Here is a 17775-nt window from a genome sequence, read left to right as displayed (position 1 = left end):
TACAGCATGGTTATTGGGAGAACAGCTCGTCGCGGGTGACGGTGGCCGTGCCCAGCTTGCCGACGACGATGCCGCCGGCCCGGTTGGCCGTGCGCACGGCGTCGCCCAGGCCCATGCCGGCGCCCAGCATGGCCGCCATGGTGGCGATCACCGTGTCGCCGGCGCCCGAGACGTCGAACACTTCGCGCGCATCGGTGGGCATGTGCAGCACCTCGTCGGCCGTGTACAAGCTCATGCCTTCTTCGGAACGGGTCAGCAGCAAGGCGTCCAGGCCCAGCTGCGCGCGCATCTGCTGCGCGCGTTCTGTGAGCTGCTCTTCCGTGCTCCAGTTGCCGATCACGCGGCGCAGTTCCGACTTGTTCGGAGTGAGCACTGACGCTCCCGTATAGCGGCTGAAATCATCGCCTTTCGGGTCGACCATGACGATCTTGCCGGCCGCCCGTGCCGCCTTGATCATCTCGGCCACGTTCACCAGGCTGCCCTTGGCGTAGTCCGACAGGATCACCACGTCGTAGTGCGGCAAGAGGGCATTGAATTGCTTGAGCTTGTCGCGCAGCACCGTATCACTCGGTGCATCCTCGAAGTCGATGCGCAGCATCTGCTGCTGGCGGCCGATCACGCGCAGCTTGATGATGGTGGAAATGGCCGCATCGCGCTGCAGATAGCTGTGGATGCCGCCGCCTTCGAGCAGGCGTTCGACCTGGCTGCCCGCCTCGTCGTCGCCGACCACGCCCAGCAAGCTCGTCTTCGCTCCCAGCGCGGCCGCGTTGCGCGCCACGTTGGCCGCGCCGCCTAGGCGCTCTTCGCGCTTCTCGATGCGCACGATGGGCACGGGCGCTTCCGGCGAAATACGGCTGACATCGCCGAACCAGTAGCGGTCCAGCATCACATCGCCCACCACCAGCAGGCGTACCTGGGCCAGCGCGGCCGGCGCCGTCAAGGCGACTACCTCCTGGGCGCTCATGCGCGCGTCAGGATCGAGCGACCGATCCCGTGGTATTCGATGCCGTTCTCGGCCATGACGGCCGGCTCGAACAGATTGCGTCCGTCAAAGATCACTGCCTGCTTCAGGCGCGCCTTGACCTGCTCGAAGTCGGGGCTGCGGAAGGCTTTCCACTCGGTCACGATGACCAGCGCATCGGCGTCCTGCAGCGCATCCTTCGGGCTGTCGGCAAAGCGCACCTTCGCCAATTGCGCCGGCGTCAAGTCCAGTTGCAGCACGCGGCGCGCCTCGGCCATGGCGACGGGGTCGTACACGGCCACCGTGGCGCCGCGTCCCAGCAAGTCGGCCAGCAGCACGCGGGCCGATGCTTCGCGCATGTCGTCCGTATTCGGCTTGAAGGCCAGGCCCCACACGGCGAAATGCCGGCCCGTCAGATCTTCGCCGAAGCGAGTGACCACTTTGCGTCCCAGCACCTGCTTCTGCTGGTCGTTGACGGCTTCGACGGCGCGCAGGATCAGCAATTCCTGGCCGTGGCCGCGCGCCGTGCGCTCGAGCGCCTGCACGTCTTTCGGGAAGCAGGAACCGCCATAGCCGCAGCCCGCATACAGGAAGCTGTGGCCGATGCGCGGGTCGGAACCGATGCCGTGGCGCACGGCTTCGATATCGACGCCCACCTTGTCGGCCAGGTTCGCCAGTTCATTCATGAACGAGATGCGCGTGGCCAGCATGGCGTTGGCCGCATATTTCGTGAATTCGGCCGAGCGTACATCCATCCAGTAGGTGCGTTCGTGGTTGCGGTTGAACGGCGCGTACAGGCTTTTCAGCAATTCGCGCGCGCGTTCGCCGTCCGGCGTGGCGTCGACGCCGATGACGATGCGATCGGGGCGCATGAAGTCTTCGACGGCCGCGCCTTCCTTGAGGAATTCGGGGTTCGATGCCACCGAGAACGTGGCGGCCACGCCGCGCGCGTCGAGTTCGCCCTGGATGGCGGCGCGCACTTTTTCGGCCGTGCCGACGGGCACGGTCGACTTGTCGACGATGACCTTGAAGTCCGTCATGTACTTGCCGATGCCGCGCGCGGCGGCCAGCACATATTGCAGGTCGGCCGAGCCGTCTTCATCGGGCGGCGTGCCGACGGCGATGAATTGCATCGCGCCGTGCGCGGCGGCCGCTTCGACGTCGGTGGAAAAGGTCATGCGTCCGGCGGCGCGGTTGCGCGCCACGACTTCTTCCAGGCCCGGTTCATGGATGGGGATGCCACCGCTGTTGAGCAAGGCTACCTTCTGTGCGTCCAGGTCGAGGCAAAAGACGTCGTTGCCCAGCTCAGCCAGGCAGGCGCCGGTCACGAGGCCAACATAGCCGGTGCCGATAATAGTGATTTTCATGGATGTACCGTATGGATAAAAAGCAGGTCTTACATAGAAGTACACGCCACATTGCTCAGGGCAAGGTGACGTGTACGAATCAGTTCATGACGTTAAGTTCTTCTGTGCGGCGCGGTGGATACGTTTCCCACTTGTTGCAGCCAGGGCAGTGCCAATAGAACTGGCGTGCCTTGAAGCCGCAGTGGCTGCACTGGTAGCGGGCCAGCTTCTGCGTGTAGCCGTGCACGAGGTTTTTCACCATCGACAGCTCGGACCAGATGGCGGCCGGGGCGTCCATCATGCGCGCTTCCAGCAGTTTGTCGAGGCCCAGCAGGGTCGGCGTGCGGCGCAGCTCGGCGCTGACCAGCTGCTTCGCCGCTTCCACGCCGTCGAGCTCGATAACGGCCTTGAAGACGACTTCGATCAGGTCGATCGACGATGCCTCTTCCAGGTAGGAACGCAGCAGGTTGACGCCTTCCTGTGCACGGCCCAGCTTGGTGTAGCCATCCATCAGGCGCTGCGCGACCAGGGCCACGTGCGGCACGCTTTGCTGTTCCACGCGGCGCCAGGTGGTCAGCGCGCCTTCCACGTCGCCGCGCGCCAGCAGCACGTCGCCCGTCAGGATGGTGGCGCGCACGCTCTTGCGGTCCGTCTGCAAGGCTTTTTCCAGCAGCGGCATGGCGTCGTCCGGCTTCATGTGCACGAGGGCGTCATGCGCCAGTTCGCAATAGAACTGGGCGATTTCCTTCTGGCGCGCGCCGGCGCCCGATTCCTGCAAGCCCACGGCCGCTTCGATGGCGCGTGGCCATTCCTTTTCGCGCTGGTAGATTTCCAGCAGCGCGCGGCGCGCCTGGGCCGCATATTGCGTGTCGACCAGGCTGTTGAAGGTTTCTTCGGCGCGGTCCAGCAGACCTGCTTTCAGGTAATCCATGCCCAGCTCGTAGGCGGCGTGGCCCTGCTGTTCCAGCGGCAAGTCCGGACGGGCCAGCAAGTTCTGGTGCACGCGGATGGCGCGCTCCGTTTCGCCGCGGCGGCGGAACAGGTTGCCCAGCGCAAAGTGCATATCGGCCGATTCCGGGTCCAGCTTGACGACTTCGATGAAGGCGTCGATGGCCTTGTCATGCTGCTCGTTGAGCAGGAAATTCAAGCCCTTGAAGTAATTGCGCGGCAGGCTGCGCGATTCCGACACCAGTTGATGAATGTCCACGCGCGCGGCGATCCAGCCCAGCGCGAAAAACATCGGGATACCCAAGAGCCACCAGAGTTCAAAATCCATGCGATTGTTTTTATTCGAGTAAGAGAGATAGGAGCGACGGCGCCGCTTACTGCGCGCTCACGCTGTCCGGTTGCGGCTGGACATTGCTGGCCACGCCAACGGTCTGCAGCGCGGCAATGGTGGTCTTTTGCTTGTTCGCTTCGCGGCGGTGACGGAACACGGTCGGCGTCAGCGCCAGTACGCCCAGGCTGGCGCCGGCGACAAAAAAGCCCAGCAGCATCAGGACCAGGGGGCCGCGAATTTCATAATTGAGGAAAACATGCAGGTCGACAACCTGCGCATTCTTCAGCGCAAAACTGAAGAACAGGACGAAAAGAACACAGCCAACGATGGTGGAGATGATTTTCATCGATAGGTCCAGAGTGAACAAAAAAATGCCCGTACCACATGGCACAAACGTAGAGTGCTGATCAAACCGTAGCGAGCGGCAGCGATTTGTGGCCGAGAAGCGCAACCGTACTGAAGTACGGTGAGCATCGCCGGCCGCAAAGCGCGACGCGCAGTAGGTTTGAGCAGTGCTCTACAGCATATTAACAAAAAAAAGCGGCATCCAAGGACGCCGCTCTTTATGTCGCCTTCCAGCAGACGATTAATCCTCGATGATCGGTTGCCCGACCATCGCGTCCACCCGCTCGCGCAACTGTTTGCCCGGTTTGAAGTGGGGTACCCGTTTTTCAGGAACCATCACCTTGTCGCCGGATTTCGGGTTGCGGCCGATGCGCGGGGGCCTGCTGTTCAGGGCAAAACTGCCAAAACCGCGGATCTCGATACGCTGACCGGTCGCCAGGGCGTTGGTCATCGCATCGAGAATGGTCTTGACGGCATACTCCGCATCCTTCGCCACCAGCTGAGAATAACGCTCAGCGAGGCGGTTGATCAGCTCGGACTTTGTCATCTGCCGTATCCGCAGTCTTAGTTCTTGTTATCGAACTTAGCTTTCAACAAGGCGCCCAGGCTGGTGGTGCCCGAAGCTGCGTTGTTGTCGGTAGCTGCCATCTTCTGCATGGCTTCCTGGGTTTCAACGTTGTCTTTCGCTTTGATCGACAGTTGGATACCACGGGCTTTGCGGTCGATGTTCAACACCATCGCTTCGACGGTGTCGCCGACTTTCAGGTGCGTACCAGCATCTTCAACGCGGTCGCGCGAGATTTCGGAAGCGCGCAGGTAGCCTTCAACTTCTTCGGACAGTTGGATCACGGCGCCTTTAGGCTCAACCGATTTAACGGTACCGGTGACCAGCGAACCTTTGTCGTTCATGGCTGCGAAGTTGTTGAATGGGTCACCTTCCAGTTGCTTGACGCCCAGGGAAACGCGCTCGCGCTCAACGTCGATGGCCAGAACGATGGCTTCCAGTTCGTCACCTTTCTTGAAGCGACGCACGGCTTCTTCGCCGGTTTCGGTCCAGGACAGGTCGGACAGGTGCACCAGACCGTCGATGTTGCCGGCCAGGCCGATGAACACGCCGAAGTCGGTGATCGATTTGATCGCGCCGCGGACTTTGTCACCTTTCTTATGGGTAACACCGAAGTCATCCCATGGATTGGCTTTGCACTGTTTCATGCCCAGCGAAATACGACGACGCTCTTCGTCGATTTCCAGAACCATTACTTCTACTTCGTCGCCCAGTTGGACAACTTTGTTAGGAGCAACGTTTTTGTTCGTCCAGTCCATTTCGGAAACGTGTACCAGACCTTCGATACCCTGTTCCACTTCAACGAACGCGCCGTAGTCGGTCAGGTTCGTTACTTTACCGAACAGACGGGTGCTTTGTGGGTAACGACGGGACAGACCGGTCCAAGGATCGTCGCCCAGTTGTTTCACACCCAGCGAAACACGGTTTTTCTCTTGATCGTATTTCAGGACCTTGGCGGTGATTTCCTGGCCAACCGTCAGTACTTCCGACGGGTGACGTACACGGCGCCATGCCAGGTCGGTGATGTGCAGCAGGCCATCGATACCGCCCAGATCCACGAACGCGCCGTAGTCGGTGATATTTTTGACGACGCCGGTCACGACCGTGCCTTCTTTCAGCGTTTCCATCAGTTTCTGACGCTCTTCGCCCATCGAAGCTTCGATGACGGCGCGGCGGGACAGAACCACGTTGTTACGCTTGCGATCGAGCTTGATCACTTTGAATTCGAGGGTTTTGCCTTCGAATGGGGTGGTGTCTTTGACAGGACGGGTATCAACCAGCGAGCCCGGCAGGAATGCGCGGATGCCGTTGGTCAACACGGTCAGACCGCCTTTGACTTTACCATTGACGGTACCGACGACGATTTCGCCCGATTCCATCGCTTTTTCCAGAGCCAGCCACGAAGCCAGACGCTTGGCTTTATCGCGCGACAGGATGGTATCGCCGAAACCGTTTTCCAGCGATTCGATCGCCACGGAAACGAAGTCACCAACTTTGACTTCCAGTTCGCCGTGGTCGTTCTTGAATTCTTCGACAGGGATGAATGCTTCGGATTTGAGGCCAGCGTTCACGATCACGAAATTGTGGTCGAGGCGCACGACTTCAGCGGAAATAACTTCGCCGGAGCGCATATCTTGACGCGACAACGATTCCTCGAAGAGCGCAGCAAAACTTTCCATACCGGTAGATTCGTTAGTTGTAACAGTAGACATAGGGTTCACACAGGTTATCCAGCAGAGATCGCACGATGCGACTTAAACTGGGTTAGGTTTTTGACACACCCGGACAGGCCAGGAGCCGTCAACGGGCACCACATAGCATAGAAATCACACTATTTTGCTGCAGCTGCATACCATTTCAACACGGTTTCAACGGCATCATCTGCCGTCATTGCCGACGTATCGAGGACATGCGCCCCTTCCGCGGGGACCAGCGGCGCAATCGCACGGTGAGTATCACGTTCGTCCCGCGCCTGCAAATCCATCAGAAGGTCTTCCATATTAGCAGAAAAACCCTTGTCTATCAATTGCTTGTAGCGCCGTTGCGCGCGCGCCTCGACGCTGGCCGTGAGGAAGACCTTCAATTGGGCATGCGGGAAGATCACCGTGCCCATGTCGCGCCCGTCGGCCACCAGGCCCGGCGTCTTGCGAAAACCCAGCTGCAAGCTGACCAGGGCATGACGCACAGTTGGCAATACGGCAATTTTCGACGCCGTATTGCCCACCTCTTCGGCACGGATCTGCTCGGTGACGTTTTCCTGCGCCAGCAGGATCTCGCCATTGGCGAAGTGGCAAGGCAAGTGCTCGGCCAGCTTGGCCAGCGCGTGCTCGTCGCGCAAGTCCGTGCCGCGGCGCAGCGCGCTCAAGGCCGTCAGGCGGTACAGCGCGCCCGAGTCCAGGTAATGAAAGCCCAGCTTGTCGGCCACGCGGTGCGCCACCGTGCCCTTGCCGGAAGCGGTGGGGCCGTCGATGGCGATGACTGGGATGGTGGATGTTGGCATTATTTTGTCACTTTAAAAAAACTAAACCCAAAAGGGCTGGGGTCAGCCCCCCGCTTGCGTCAACGCCTGAACTGGCGTTGCGGGTGGAGAGGGTCTGACCCCGGATTTCGGTTAGATAAGGGTCTCTTTGGCAATCCCCGCGAAGGCGGCGAAATACTCGGGGAAGGTCTTGGCCACGCATTTCGGGTCGTTGATGCGCATCTCGTTGCCGCGGCGCGCGGCGCCGTCCAGCGAAGCGAGCGAGAAGCACATGGCCATGCGGTGGTCGTCATACGTGTCGATGGTCGCTGCCTGGATTTCGGCCGGCGGCGTCACGCGCAGGTAGTCGGCGCCCTCTTCCACTTCGGCGCCGAGTTTGCGCAATTCCGTCGCCATGGCGGCCAGGCGGTCCGTTTCCTTCACCCGCCAGCTGGCGATATTGCGCAAGGTCGAGGTGCCGTCCGCGTACAGGGCGGCCACGGCGATCGTCATGGCCGCGTCTGGAATATGGTTAAAGTCCATGTCGACGGCTTTCAGCACGCCGTTCGAACGCGCCTCGATCCAGTTCTCGCCCATGGTGATGGTCGCGCCCATCTGCTGCAAGGCTTCGACGAAACGCACGTCGCCCTGGATGCTGTCGCGTCCCACGCCTTCCACGCGCACGGGACCGCCGCCGATGGCGCCGGCCGCCAGGAAATACGAGGCCGACGAGGCATCGCCTTCCACGTGGATCGTGCCCGGGCTTTGATAGTGCTGGCCCGGCTGCACGGTGAACGACTGCCAGCCGTCATGCTCGACGGTCACGCCGAAACGGCGCATCAGGTTCAGGGTGATCTCGATATACGGCTTCGAAATGAGCTCGCCCGTGACATCGATGGTCACGGCATGGTCGCGCGCCATCAGCGGCGCCACCATCAGCAGGGCCGTCAGGAACTGGCTCGACACGTTGCCGCGCACGGCGATGCGTTGCGCGTGGATGTGGCCGCGGCGGATGCGCAGCGGCGGGAAGCCCTGCTCGCCCGTGTACTCGATCTGCGTGCCGACGGCGTTCAGCGCGTCGACCAGGTCGCCGATCGGGCGCTCGTGCATGCGCGACACGCCGTGCAAGGTGTAGTCGCCGCCGATCACGGCCAGCGCCGCCGTCAGCGGGCGGATCGCCGTGCCGGCGTTCCCCATGAACAGGTCCGCCTCGTGGTGCGGGAACACGCCGCCGCAGCCTTCCACGTGGTGCACCTGGTGGGCGGTGGCCGGATCGCCCGTCAATTCATCCTGCGTCCATTTGACGCCCAGCGACGTCAGGGCAGTCAGCATGACGAAGGTGTCGTCGGAGGCGAGCAGGTCGATGATCTTCGTCGTGCCCTTGGCCAGCGCGGCCAGCAGCAGCACGCGGTTGGAAATGCTTTTCGAGCCGGGCAAGCGCACCGTGCCTTCGGCGTGCATCACCGGCTTCAGATCGATATGGTGGGGGTAGTGCTTGGTCTGGGTCATGCTGGAATCCTTGAGTATTTATCGTGTGGGCGCGGCCGGTACTTCCGCCGTTTCGATCGCCTCGATCCATTGCTGGCGCGCGTGCTGGGCGTTCGCATACACGCCCTCGATGGCGGCGCCGTCGTGCGTGGCCAGGTGGGCGCGCAAGGTCGTCAACTGCGCCAGGTAGGCGTCCAGTTCATGCAGCAGCGCCGGCTGGTTGGCCAGGCTGATGTCGCGCCACATTTCCGGCGATGAGCCGGCGATGCGCGTAAAGTCGCGAAAGCCGCTGGCCGCGTATTGGAACAGCAGGCCCGCGTGCGGTTTCTTGGCGATGTCGTCGACCAGCGCAAAGGCCAGCAGATGCGGCAGGTGGCTGACGGCGGCAAACACCTTGTCATGTTCTTCGGGGCTCAAGGTGTGCAGGATGGCGCCGCAGGCGCGCCACGCGGCCGCCACCCGCTCCACATCGGCGGCGCTATTTTCCGCCAGCGGCGTGAGCACCACTTTCTTGCCTTGATACAGATCGACGATGGCCGCATCGGGGCCGTTCGTCTCGCGTCCCGCGATCGGGTGGCCGGGCACGAATTGCGCCACCTTGCCCCCCAAGGCCGCGCGCGCGGCCGCCACCACGTCGCTTTTCGTGCTGCCCGCGTCGGTGACGATGGTGCCGGGCTGCAGATGCGGCGCGATGGACGAGAGGATGGCGCCCGTCTGCGCCACGGGCGCGGCAACCAGCACCAGGTCGGCGCCAAGCAAGGCATCAGCCATGTCGCCGCCGATCTCGTCGATGATGCCCAGCTCCAACGCGCGCGCCATCGAGGCCGGCGAGCGGCCCATGCCGACCACCGTGCCGACCGCGCCCGCATGTTTCAAGGCGCGCGCGAACGAACCGCCGATCAGGCCCACGCCAAAGATGACTACCTTGTTCAGTGCAGGCGTCATCATATCGTCAGGCCAGCGCTTTCGTCAGCGCGGCGATGAGGATGGCGTTTTCCTGCGGCAGGCCGATGGAAATGCGCAGCCATTGCGGCAAGCCATAGCTGCCGACCGGACGCACGATCACGCCCTGCTTGAGCAATGCCAGGTTGACGCGCGCGCCCGCTTCATCATCGTCGCCCACCTTCACCAGCACGAAATTGCCGTGCGACGGCACGTATTCCAGGCCCAGGGCATCAAACGCCTCCGTGAACTGCTGGTAGCCGGCCGCGTTGTTGCGCGCGCTTTGCTCGAGGAAGGCCTTGTCGTTCAGGGCGGCGATCGCGGCGGCCTGCGCCAGCGAGTTGACGTTGAACGGCTGGCGGATGCGGTTCATCAGGTCCGTCAGCACCGGCTGGGCGATGGCAAAGCCTATGCGCAGGCCGGCCAGGCCATACGCCTTCGACAAGGTGCGCGACACCACCAGGTTCGGATACTGGCGCACCCACGCCGTCGACTCGTACTGGTCGTCGGCCGACAGGAATTCGTTGTAGGCTTCGTCGAGCACGACGACGACATGCGCCGGCACTTTCTGCAGGAAGGCTTCCAGCTGCGCGGCTGACAGGAAGGTGCCGGTCGGGTTGTTCGGGTTGGCGATGAAGACCAGACGCGTGTCGTCGGCAATCGCCGCAGCCATCGCGTCGAGGTCATGGCCGTAGGCTTGCGCCGGCACGACGATGTGGCGCGCACCCAGGCCTTGCGTGGCCAGCGCGTACACGGCAAACGAGTACTGCGAGTAGACGACGGATTGGCCATGCTGCACGAAGGCGTGCGCGGCGATTTCCAGGATGTCATTGCTGCCGTTGCCCAGGGTGATCCAGTCGGCAGGCACGTCGTAGCGCTTGGACAGCACGGCTTTCAAGTCGAAGCCGTTGGCGTCCGGGTAGCGGCCCAGGTCATCGATGGCGGCGATCATCGCCTGCTTCGCCGATTCCGGCATGCCGTACGGGTTTTCATTCGACGCCAGCTTGACGATGGCTGCCTCGTCGAGGCCGAATTCGCGCGCAACTTCCGCGATCGGTTTGCCGCTCTGATAAGGGGCGATGGCGCGGACGTATTCTGGACCGATATTTTTAGACATGGTGTTCTTTAAAAGTTGGTGAATGATTAGGCTGGTGGCTGTTGTTGGGTTACGCTGCGCTAACCCAAGCTACGGCTTACCGTGGTTGTTTGTTGGGTTACGCTGCGCTAACCCAACCTACAGCTTACCGTAGGTCGGATTAGCGCAGCGTAATCCGACACCAGTCAACGAAGTCACAAACTGACCGGATACGACCCCAGCACCTTGAAAAACGCCGCATTGCTCTGCAGCTCGGCCAGCGCCTGGGCGACGGCCGCGTCGTGCACGTGGCCCTCCACGTCGACATAGAAATAATACTCCCAGCTGCCCATGCGCGCCGGGCGCGACTCGAAGCGCGTCATCGACACGCCGTGCTTGGCCAGGGGCGCCAGCAGCTGGTACACGGCGCCCGCCTTGTTCGGCACGGCCAGCACCAGCGAGGTCTGGTCCTTGCCCGACGGCGCCGTCTGCAAGGTGCCCACGACGGCAAAGCGCGTGCGGTTGTGCGGGTCATCCTGGATATGGCCCTTGACCACGCCCAGCTTGTACTGCGCGCCGGCCAGTTCGCTGGCAATCGCCGCCACCGTGCCGTCTTCGCCGGCCATGCGGGCCGCCTCGGCATTCGAGGCCACGGCGCGGCGCTCGATGTGCGGGTAGTTCTGGTTCAGCCAGACCTGGCACTGCGCCAGCGCCTGCGAATGGGCGCAGATGGACGTGACGCCATCCATGTTGCCGCTCTTCGTCATCAGGCTGTGGTGCACGGCAATGGCGACTTCACCGCTGATGATGAGACTGGTCTGCAGCATCATGTCGAGCGTGCGGTTGACGGCGCCTTCCGAGGAATTTTCGATCGGCACGACGCCAAAGTCCGCCGTTCCCGCCTCGGCGGAACGGAATACTTCATCGATGGACGCGCACGGCAAGCCTTCGACGGCGCTGCCGAACTGCTGATACACGGCCTGTTCGCTGAAGGTGCCGGCCGGGCCAAGGTAGGCCACGGTCACGCGCTTTTCCAACGAGCGGCAGGACGACATGATTTCGCGGAAGATGGTCTGCACTTCGCGGTTGCCCATGGGGCCGGGATTGCGCTCGGCCACGCCGCGCAGCACCTGCGCTTCGCGCTCGGGACGGAATACGGGCGCCTGCGTCTCGGCCTTCACGTGGCCCACCTGCTGGGCGATTTGCGCGCGGCGGTTCAGCAGTTCGAGGATTTGCGCGTCGATCGCATCGATCTGTTCGCGCAGCGGTTTCAATTTATCGGTCATGGATGGTTTGTTTCGTCAGCTGTACTTCAATCATGGCCGCGCGGCCTGCGCCGGCGGCGGGCCGGCGCGGTCGGTTAAGCGACTCAGCGTCCGGCAAACTCGTTCAGATAATTCACCAGGGCTTGCACGCCCTCGATCGGCATCGCGTTATAGATCGATGCACGCATGCCGCCGACGGACTTGTGGCCCTTCAGTTGCAGCAGGCCGCGCTGCTTGGCGCCGGCCAGGAATGCGTCGTTCAGACTTTCATCGCGCAGATAGAACGGGATGGTCATGCGCGAACGGTATGCGGGGTCGACCCGGTTCTGGTAGAAGTCGTCCGCGTCGAGCGCCGCGTACAGCAGCGCCGCTTTCTCAATATTACGCTGTTCCATGGCTGCAACGCCACCCTGGCGTTTGAGCCACTGGAAAACCAGGCCGGCGATATAGATGCCGTAGGTGGGCGGCGTGTTGTACATCGACTCATGTTCGGCCACGATGGTCCAGTCAAAAGCCGACGGGCAGATCGGCAGCGCCTTGCCCAGCAAGTCTTCGCGCACGATGACCAGGGTCAGGCCTGCCGGGCCGATATTTTTCTGCGCGCCGCCGAAGATCACGCCGTATTGCGACACGTCGATCACGCGCGACAAAATGTGCGAGGACATGTCGGCCACGATGGTGGTGCCTGCCGGCACGTTCGGCGCCTGCTGGAATTCCACGCCGTCGATGGTTTCATTGGTGCAGATGTGCAGGTAGGCGGCGCCCGGCGTCAGCTTCCATTCGGCGACGGGCGGCACGCCAGTGAAACGGGCAGCCTTCGAGGACGCGGCCACGTTCACATTGGCATACTTGGCCGCTTCCTGGATCGACTTGCCCGACCACGAGCCCGTGTGCACGAAGTCGACGGTGGCCGGCTGCTGCGCGGCCAGGCCCACCAGGTTCATCGGGATGATGGCGTTCTCGCCCAAGCCGCCGCCCTGCAGGAACAGGATTTTATAGTTCTCGGGCACGGCCAGCAGCTCGCGCAGGTCGGCCACGGCCTGCTTGTAAATGGAAATGAATTCGGGACCACGGTGGCTCATTTCCATCACCGACATGCCGCTGCCGTGCCAGTCCTGCATCTCGGCGGCCGCTTGCGCCAGCACTTCCTTGGGCAGGACGGCTGGGCCGGCGGAGAAGTTGTAAATAGGGCTTAAGGCTTGATGGGTCACGATACAGTCCTTGGCGAAAATAAGAATTATTGGGGCGACTGCGTGGCCGCCCGCATGACCTGATCAAGCACGGCGTTCACGCGGGGGATCAGCACGCGCTGGCTGATGGCCATCGATTCGGCCGACAGCTGCGGCATGGTGGCCAGCATCTTGCGGCCCAGCGGCGTCTTGTAAAAGGCCGTCAGCTGCTCGACTTCCGGCACCGTGTAAAAACGCGCATACAGGGGCACCATTTCGTCGCCCAGCTCGTCGATCAGGGTCGGGTCGGCCAGTACCTGCGTCAGGGTGGCGATGGCCAGGGGGATTTCTTCCTCGGCGCTGGCCAGCGCGCGCGCCTTGCGCTGCTCGTCCAGTTTCGGGTTGCTGTTGATTTGCTGCTGCGCCGACTGGCGGATCATGGCGGGCACCGATTGCAGCATCTGGTCGAAGATGCTGCGCGTCAGTTGCGGGAACTGCATCGCGTCGAGCATGCGCCGCACGGCCACTTTCATGGCGGGGCTGGGCGCCGCCTGGCGCGCGGGTGTGGCTTGCGTGCTCTGGGCCAGGGCCGGCAGGCTCGCGAGGAAGGCCAGCGAAAACGCGGCAAAGAAGGTGGCGACGATTTTTCTCATGGCATGCGGGATGTTGAATGAATGGTAAAAGGGCACTGCCGGATGCATGTCGGCTTACGCCCGACGGGCTAAGCCGACCTACGAAATTCTGCTGGCGGCACCACGAAAAGACGCGCCAATAGCAATTGGGGCTCCCGAAAGAGCCCCAATCATCTTACTCCGGCTGGGCCGGGTCAACAGGATCGGCTGGTTCGGCCGCTGCCGGCGCGGCATCCGTACCCGCCTCCGTCGTCAGCTCGACTTCGTCGATATCCGTTTCCACCACGCGCTGCAGGCCGGATAGCTTGGTGCCGTCTTCCACGGCGATCAGGGTCACGCCCTGTGTCGCGCGGCCCATCTCGCGGATTTCCGACACGCGGGTGCGGATCAAGACGCCACCGGTGGTAATCAGCATGATTTCATCGCTGGCATCGACCAGGGTCGCGGCAACCACTTTACCGTTGCGCTCGCTGGTCTGGATGGCGATCATGCCTTTCGTGCCACGGCCATGACGCGTGTATTCAAGAATCGGCGTACGCTTGCCGTAACCGTTTTCCGTAGCCGTCAGCACCGACTGCTGCTCGTTCTCGGCCACCAGCAGGGCGATCACGTGCTGGCCTTCTTCCAGGTTCATGCCGCGCACGCCGCGCGCCGTACGGCCCATCGGACGCACATCGTTTTCGTCGAAGCGCACTGCCTTGCCCGAATCGGAGAACAGCATCACGTCGTGCTGGCCGTCGGTCAGCGCCGCGCCGATCAGGAAGTCGCCGTCGTCCAGGTCGACCGCGATGATGCCGGCCTTGCGTGGATTGCTGAAGTCCTTCAGCGGCGTTTTCTTGACGGTGCCGAGGCTGGTCGACATGAACACGTAATGGTCTTCCGGGAACGTGCGGTTCTCGCCCGACAACGGCAGGATCACGGTGATCTTTTCGTTGTCCTGCAGCGGGAACATGTTGACGATCGGCTTGCCGCGCGAGTTGCGCGAGCCTTGCGGCACTTCCCATACCTTCAGCCAGTACATGCGGCCGCGATCCGAGAAGCACAGGATGTAGTCGTGCGTGTTGGCGATGAACAGCTGGTCGATCCAGTCTTCCTCTTTCGTCGCCATCGCCTGCTTGCCGCGGCCGCCGCGCTTCTGCGCGCGGTATTCGGTGATCGGCTGGGCCTTCATGTAACCGGTGTGCGACAGGGTCACGACCATGTCCTGCGGCGTGATCAGGTCTTCCGTTTCCAGGTCGGTCGCGTTCAATTCGATCTGCGAGCGGCGCACGTCCTTGTTGCCGGCGCCGTATTCGTTCTTCGCCGCCGTCATTTCATCGGTGATGATGACGGTGACGCGTTCCGGCTTGGCCAGGATGTCGAGCAAGTCGGCGATATGTTCCATCACGTCCTTGTACTCGTTGACGATCTTGTCCTGCTCCAGACCGGTCAGGCGCTGCAGGCGCATCTGCAGAATTTCCTGCGCCTGGTCGTCCGACAGCTTGTACAGGCCATCCGTCTGCATGCCGTAGTGCTTCGGCAGGTTTTCCGGACGGTAGGCATCGACGCCGCCCGGCGTCGTGCCGTCGCCCGTACGGGCCAGCATTTCGCGCACGACGGACGAATCCCAGGCCTTGGCCATCAGCTCGACCTTGGCGATCGGCGGCGTCGGCGCGGCCTTGATGATGGCGATGAAGTCATCGATGTTGGCCAGTGCGACCGCCAGGCCTTCGAGCACGTGACCGCGTTCGCGCGCCTTGCGCAGTTCGAACACGGTGCGGCGCGTGACCACTTCGCGGCGGTGCGACAGGAAGCATTGCAGCATCTGCTTGAGGTTCAGCAGCTTCGGCTGACCATCGACCAGGGCCACCATGTTCATGCCGAAGGTGTCTTGCAACTGGGTCTGCTTGTACAGATTGTTCAGCACCACTTCCGGCACTTCGCCCCGCTTCAGCTCGATCACCACGCGCATGCCCGACTTGTCGGATTCGTCGCGGATGTCGGAAATGCCGTCGAGCTTCTTGTCGCGCACGTTTTCAGCGATGCGTTCCAGCAAGGATTTCTTGTTGACCTGGAAGGGCAGCTCGTCGACGATGATGGCGATGCGGCCGCCATCCTTGCCGTATTCCTCGAAGTGGGTCTTGGCGCGCATGACAACGCGGCCGCGGCCCGTGCGATAGCCGTCGCGCACGCCGGACACGCCATAGATGATGCCGGCCGTCGGGAAGTCCGGCGCCGGGATCAGCTCGATCAATTCATCGATCGTGCAATCGGGGTTGCGCAGCACGTGCAGCGCGCCGTCGATGACTTCGGTGATGTTGTGTGGCGGAATGTTCGTCGCCATGCCGACGGCAATACCGGACGAGCCATTGATCAGCAGGTTCGGGATACGCGTCGGCAAGACCGTCGGTTCCTTTTCCTTGCCGTCGTAGTTGGGCTGGAAGTCGACGGTGTCCTTGTCGATATCGGCCAGCAGCTCGCCGGCGATCTTGTCGAGGCGGCACTCGGTGTAACGCATCGCCGCGGCGCCGTCGCCGTCGACGGAACCGAAGTTGCCCTGGCCATCGACGAGCATGTAGCGCAGCGAGAAATCCTGCGCCATGCGTACCAGTGTGTCGTAGATCGAGGCATCGCCGTGGGGATGGTATTTACCCATGGTTTCGCCGACCACGCGGGCGCACTTGACGTAAGGGCGGTTCCACACGTTATTCATTTCATGCATCGCGAACAAGACGCGGCGGTGCACTGGCTTCAAGCCATCGCGCGCATCGGGCAAGGCGCGACCGACGATCACGCTCATGGCGTAATCGAGGTAGCTCTTGCGCATCTCTTCTTCGAGGGAAATAGGAATTGTTTCTTTTGCGAATTGATCCATTGGCGGTTCGACTGATCTCAGGCTGTGGTTAACTTATCTGTTACGCAATGTATGACGCAATACTGCATATCCTGGGTGGCTGTCGTCGTGGACGCCGCGCCGCGCGCTGCTGGCGTGGCCCGGATTCCATGTCGCAGAGTGCCGAAACAAATCGGCGGGCTGGCGGCAAGGCCAGTACGGGTACCGCAAGGGTACGTGCTGGCCATGCAGTGCCGCCGTGGGCATTTGCCCGGCACTCTTAACAGTCAAGCGCACGATTTTAGCATGCGCGCCCAGCTACCTGTACAAATTGGCCAGACCAGCAACATTGGCAGTTTGCACCGGGGTCGTGCATGTTGCTCTGCCGATAATGCACAACGGCAATGTCAGTTCAAGATACCTGCCCTTAAAAGTGGCAAGAAAAGCGATCAATTGTTACAGATGCGTTACAAATGGGCATTTTCGTTGCGCAAAAACAACGCACGGTCTAAAATCGGGCAAGCTTTGATTTAACCACGGTCGTGCGCCCCTGATGCGTGTGGCAAAATGACTGGGAAGTTAATTGCTAGTTTCGCAATCTGAAACGAGCGCATATGGTCTACATGATAAAATCTTGGCACGTAGCACCAGTAGCGCAGTGTTGTTCTGCGGATATCACCCCCCGAAAGGAAAAAAGAATGAATAAATTTGTAACGCTGTTTTTCGCTGCATCCGCAGTGATTGCTGGCTCGGCTTCGGCCCAAACCCCAACCTCCCCACCATTCGCGCCAGTTACCACTGACATCCAAGCACCAAGCCCAAAAAGCGCTTACGTGCAAGATGCCCGCGGCGTGATCGTGCGTGACCCATTCGGCCTGTGCTGGCGCACCGGCTACTGGACACCTGCTGACGCAGTGCCAGGTTGCGACGTACCACTGTGCGTAGAGCCAGAAACCCTGCAAGACGGCAAATGCGTAGCACCTCCAGCGCCAGTCGTACCAGCACCAGCACCAGCACCTGTCGTGCCAGTGCCAGTCGTTGTTGCTCCTACCTCGGAAAAAGTCAGCTTCGCTGCTGATGCATTCTTCGATTTCGACAAAGCTACGCTGAAGCCAGAAGGCAAAGCCAAGCTGGACGAGCTGTCCGCACAACTGGGCGGCATCAACCTGGAAGTCATCATCGCTGTGGGTCACACCGACTCCGTCGGTACCGATGCTTACAACCAAAAACTGTCGGTACGTCGTGCTGATGCTGTCAAAGCCTACCTGGTCACCAAAGGCGTTGAAAGCAACCGCGTGTACACCGAAGGCAAAGGCGAGAAACAACCTGTTGCTGATAACAAAACTGCCGAAGGCCGTGCGAAAAACCGTCGCGTGGAAATCGAAGTTGTTGGTACCCGCAACAAGTAATAGCTGCCCCCTCGACTCGCCGCAAATCA

At 61.7% G+C, this 17775-nt stretch carries 15 protein-coding genes; 1 reads left to right on the top strand and 14 read right to left on the bottom strand.

Annotated elements, in window-relative coordinates; all coding sequences use genetic code 11:
- Positions 1-10: 10 nt before the first annotated feature.
- From rfaE1 to gyrA, 14 genes are all read right to left on the bottom strand, one after another.
- Positions 11-964, bottom strand: coding sequence for a D-glycero-beta-D-manno-heptose-7-phosphate kinase (rfaE1, locus tag AC3RCG_RS07895; protein ID WP_070219403.1), 954 nt, complete (start codon positions 962-964; stop codon positions 11-13).
- Positions 961-2328, bottom strand: coding sequence for a UDP-glucose dehydrogenase family protein (locus AC3RCG_RS07890; RefSeq protein WP_070219402.1), 1368 nt, complete (start codon positions 2326-2328; stop codon positions 961-963). The genes rfaE1 and AC3RCG_RS07890 overlap by 4 nt, the downstream gene beginning before the upstream one ends.
- Positions 2329-2407: 79 nt before the next feature.
- Entirely contained in the window at positions 2408-3583 is a 1176-nt protein-coding gene (gene lapB / locus AC3RCG_RS07885) for a lipopolysaccharide assembly protein LapB (RefSeq protein ID WP_070219401.1), read from the bottom strand.
- Positions 3584-3629: 46 nt separating this feature from the next.
- Positions 3630-3932 carry a LapA family protein gene (locus AC3RCG_RS07880; RefSeq protein WP_029496228.1) on the bottom strand — a complete coding sequence of 101 codons (303 nt, stop codon included), beginning with the start codon at positions 3930-3932 and terminating at the stop codon, positions 3630-3632.
- A 240-nt stretch (positions 3933-4172) separates the two neighbouring features.
- On the bottom strand, positions 4173-4478 hold the full coding sequence (locus AC3RCG_RS07875; RefSeq protein ID WP_008446215.1) for an integration host factor subunit beta: 306 nt from the start codon (positions 4476-4478) through the stop codon (positions 4173-4175).
- Between the two features lie 17 nt (positions 4479-4495).
- Positions 4496-6208, bottom strand: a complete 1713-nt coding sequence (rpsA, locus tag AC3RCG_RS07870; protein ID WP_071650172.1) for a 30S ribosomal protein S1 — start codon at positions 6206-6208, stop codon at positions 4496-4498.
- 119 nt (positions 6209-6327) lie between these two features.
- On the bottom strand, positions 6328-6996 hold the full coding sequence (gene cmk, locus AC3RCG_RS07865) for a (d)CMP kinase (RefSeq protein WP_070219400.1): 669 nt from the start codon (positions 6994-6996) through the stop codon (positions 6328-6330).
- 111 nt (positions 6997-7107) lie between these two features.
- The gene (aroA, locus tag AC3RCG_RS07860; RefSeq protein WP_492403705.1) at positions 7108-8463 is read right to left on the bottom strand and encodes a 3-phosphoshikimate 1-carboxyvinyltransferase; all 1356 of its coding nucleotides are present in this window, start codon (positions 8461-8463) and stop codon (positions 7108-7110) included.
- A gap of 18 nt (positions 8464-8481) precedes the next feature.
- Positions 8482-9390, bottom strand: a complete 909-nt coding sequence (locus AC3RCG_RS07855) for a prephenate dehydrogenase (RefSeq protein WP_070219399.1) — start codon at positions 9388-9390, stop codon at positions 8482-8484.
- 4 nt (positions 9391-9394) lie between these two features.
- Positions 9395-10501 carry a histidinol-phosphate transaminase gene (gene hisC, locus AC3RCG_RS07850; RefSeq protein WP_070219398.1) on the bottom strand — a complete coding sequence of 369 codons (1107 nt, stop codon included), beginning with the start codon at positions 10499-10501 and terminating at the stop codon, positions 9395-9397.
- A gap of 173 nt (positions 10502-10674) precedes the next feature.
- The gene (gene pheA / locus AC3RCG_RS07845) at positions 10675-11745 is read right to left on the bottom strand and encodes a prephenate dehydratase (protein ID WP_099410369.1); all 1071 of its coding nucleotides are present in this window, start codon (positions 11743-11745) and stop codon (positions 10675-10677) included.
- Between the two features lie 83 nt (positions 11746-11828).
- Entirely contained in the window at positions 11829-12935 is a 1107-nt protein-coding gene (serC, locus tag AC3RCG_RS07840; RefSeq protein ID WP_257218089.1) for a 3-phosphoserine/phosphohydroxythreonine transaminase, read from the bottom strand.
- Between the two features lie 26 nt (positions 12936-12961).
- Positions 12962-13546, bottom strand: a complete 585-nt coding sequence (locus AC3RCG_RS07835) for a DUF2059 domain-containing protein (protein ID WP_162995581.1) — start codon at positions 13544-13546, stop codon at positions 12962-12964.
- A 154-nt stretch (positions 13547-13700) separates the two neighbouring features.
- The gene (gyrA, locus tag AC3RCG_RS07830) at positions 13701-16379 is read right to left on the bottom strand and encodes a DNA gyrase subunit A (RefSeq protein ID WP_099410367.1); all 2679 of its coding nucleotides are present in this window, start codon (positions 16377-16379) and stop codon (positions 13701-13703) included.
- A gap of 656 nt (positions 16380-17035) precedes the next feature.
- Between gyrA and ompA the strand changes: the two genes are divergently transcribed.
- Positions 17036-17746 (top strand): outer membrane protein OmpA, encoded by a 711-nt coding sequence (gene ompA, locus AC3RCG_RS07825; RefSeq protein WP_099410366.1) that lies wholly within the window; start codon positions 17036-17038, stop codon positions 17744-17746.
- Positions 17747-17775 lie beyond the last annotated feature (29 nt).

This window comes from Janthinobacterium sp. GW823-FHT01H08, assembly GCF_058797855.1.
This window is presented reverse-complemented; position numbering and strand designations above follow the sequence as displayed.

Coding starts and splice junctions, on each gene's coding strand:
- AC3RCG_RS07835 (WP_162995581.1), bottom strand. CDS start 13,546: ATGAGAAAAATCGTCGCCACCTTCTTTGCCGCGTTTTCGCTGGCCTTC.
- AC3RCG_RS07855 (WP_070219399.1), bottom strand. CDS start 9,390: ATGATGACGCCTGCACTGAACAAGGTAGTCATCTTTGGCGTGGGCCTG.
- pheA (WP_099410369.1), bottom strand. CDS start 11,745: ATGACCGATAAATTGAAACCGCTGCGCGAACAGATCGATGCGATCGAC.
- rpsA (WP_071650172.1), bottom strand. CDS start 6,208: ATGTCTACTGTTACAACTAACGAATCTACCGGTATGGAAAGTTTTGCT.
- AC3RCG_RS07875 (WP_008446215.1), bottom strand. CDS start 4,478: ATGACAAAGTCCGAGCTGATCAACCGCCTCGCTGAGCGTTATTCTCAG.
- gyrA (WP_099410367.1), bottom strand. CDS start 16,379: ATGGATCAATTCGCAAAAGAAACAATTCCTATTTCCCTCGAAGAAGAG.
- lapB (WP_070219401.1), bottom strand. CDS start 3,583: ATGGATTTTGAACTCTGGTGGCTCTTGGGTATCCCGATGTTTTTCGCG.
- hisC (WP_070219398.1), bottom strand. CDS start 10,501: ATGTCTAAAAATATCGGTCCAGAATACGTCCGCGCCATCGCCCCTTAT.
- aroA (WP_492403705.1), bottom strand. CDS start 8,463: ATGACCCAGACCAAGCACTACCCCCACCATATCGATCTGAAGCCGGTG.
- AC3RCG_RS07880 (WP_029496228.1), bottom strand. CDS start 3,932: ATGAAAATCATCTCCACCATCGTTGGCTGTGTTCTTTTCGTCCTGTTC.
- cmk (WP_070219400.1), bottom strand. CDS start 6,996: ATGCCAACATCCACCATCCCAGTCATCGCCATCGACGGCCCCACCGCT.
- rfaE1 (WP_070219403.1), bottom strand. CDS start 964: ATGAGCGCCCAGGAGGTAGTCGCCTTGACGGCGCCGGCCGCGCTGGCC.
- AC3RCG_RS07890 (WP_070219402.1), bottom strand. CDS start 2,328: ATGAAAATCACTATTATCGGCACCGGCTATGTTGGCCTCGTGACCGGC.
- ompA (WP_099410366.1), top strand. CDS start 17,036: ATGAATAAATTTGTAACGCTGTTTTTCGCTGCATCCGCAGTGATTGCT.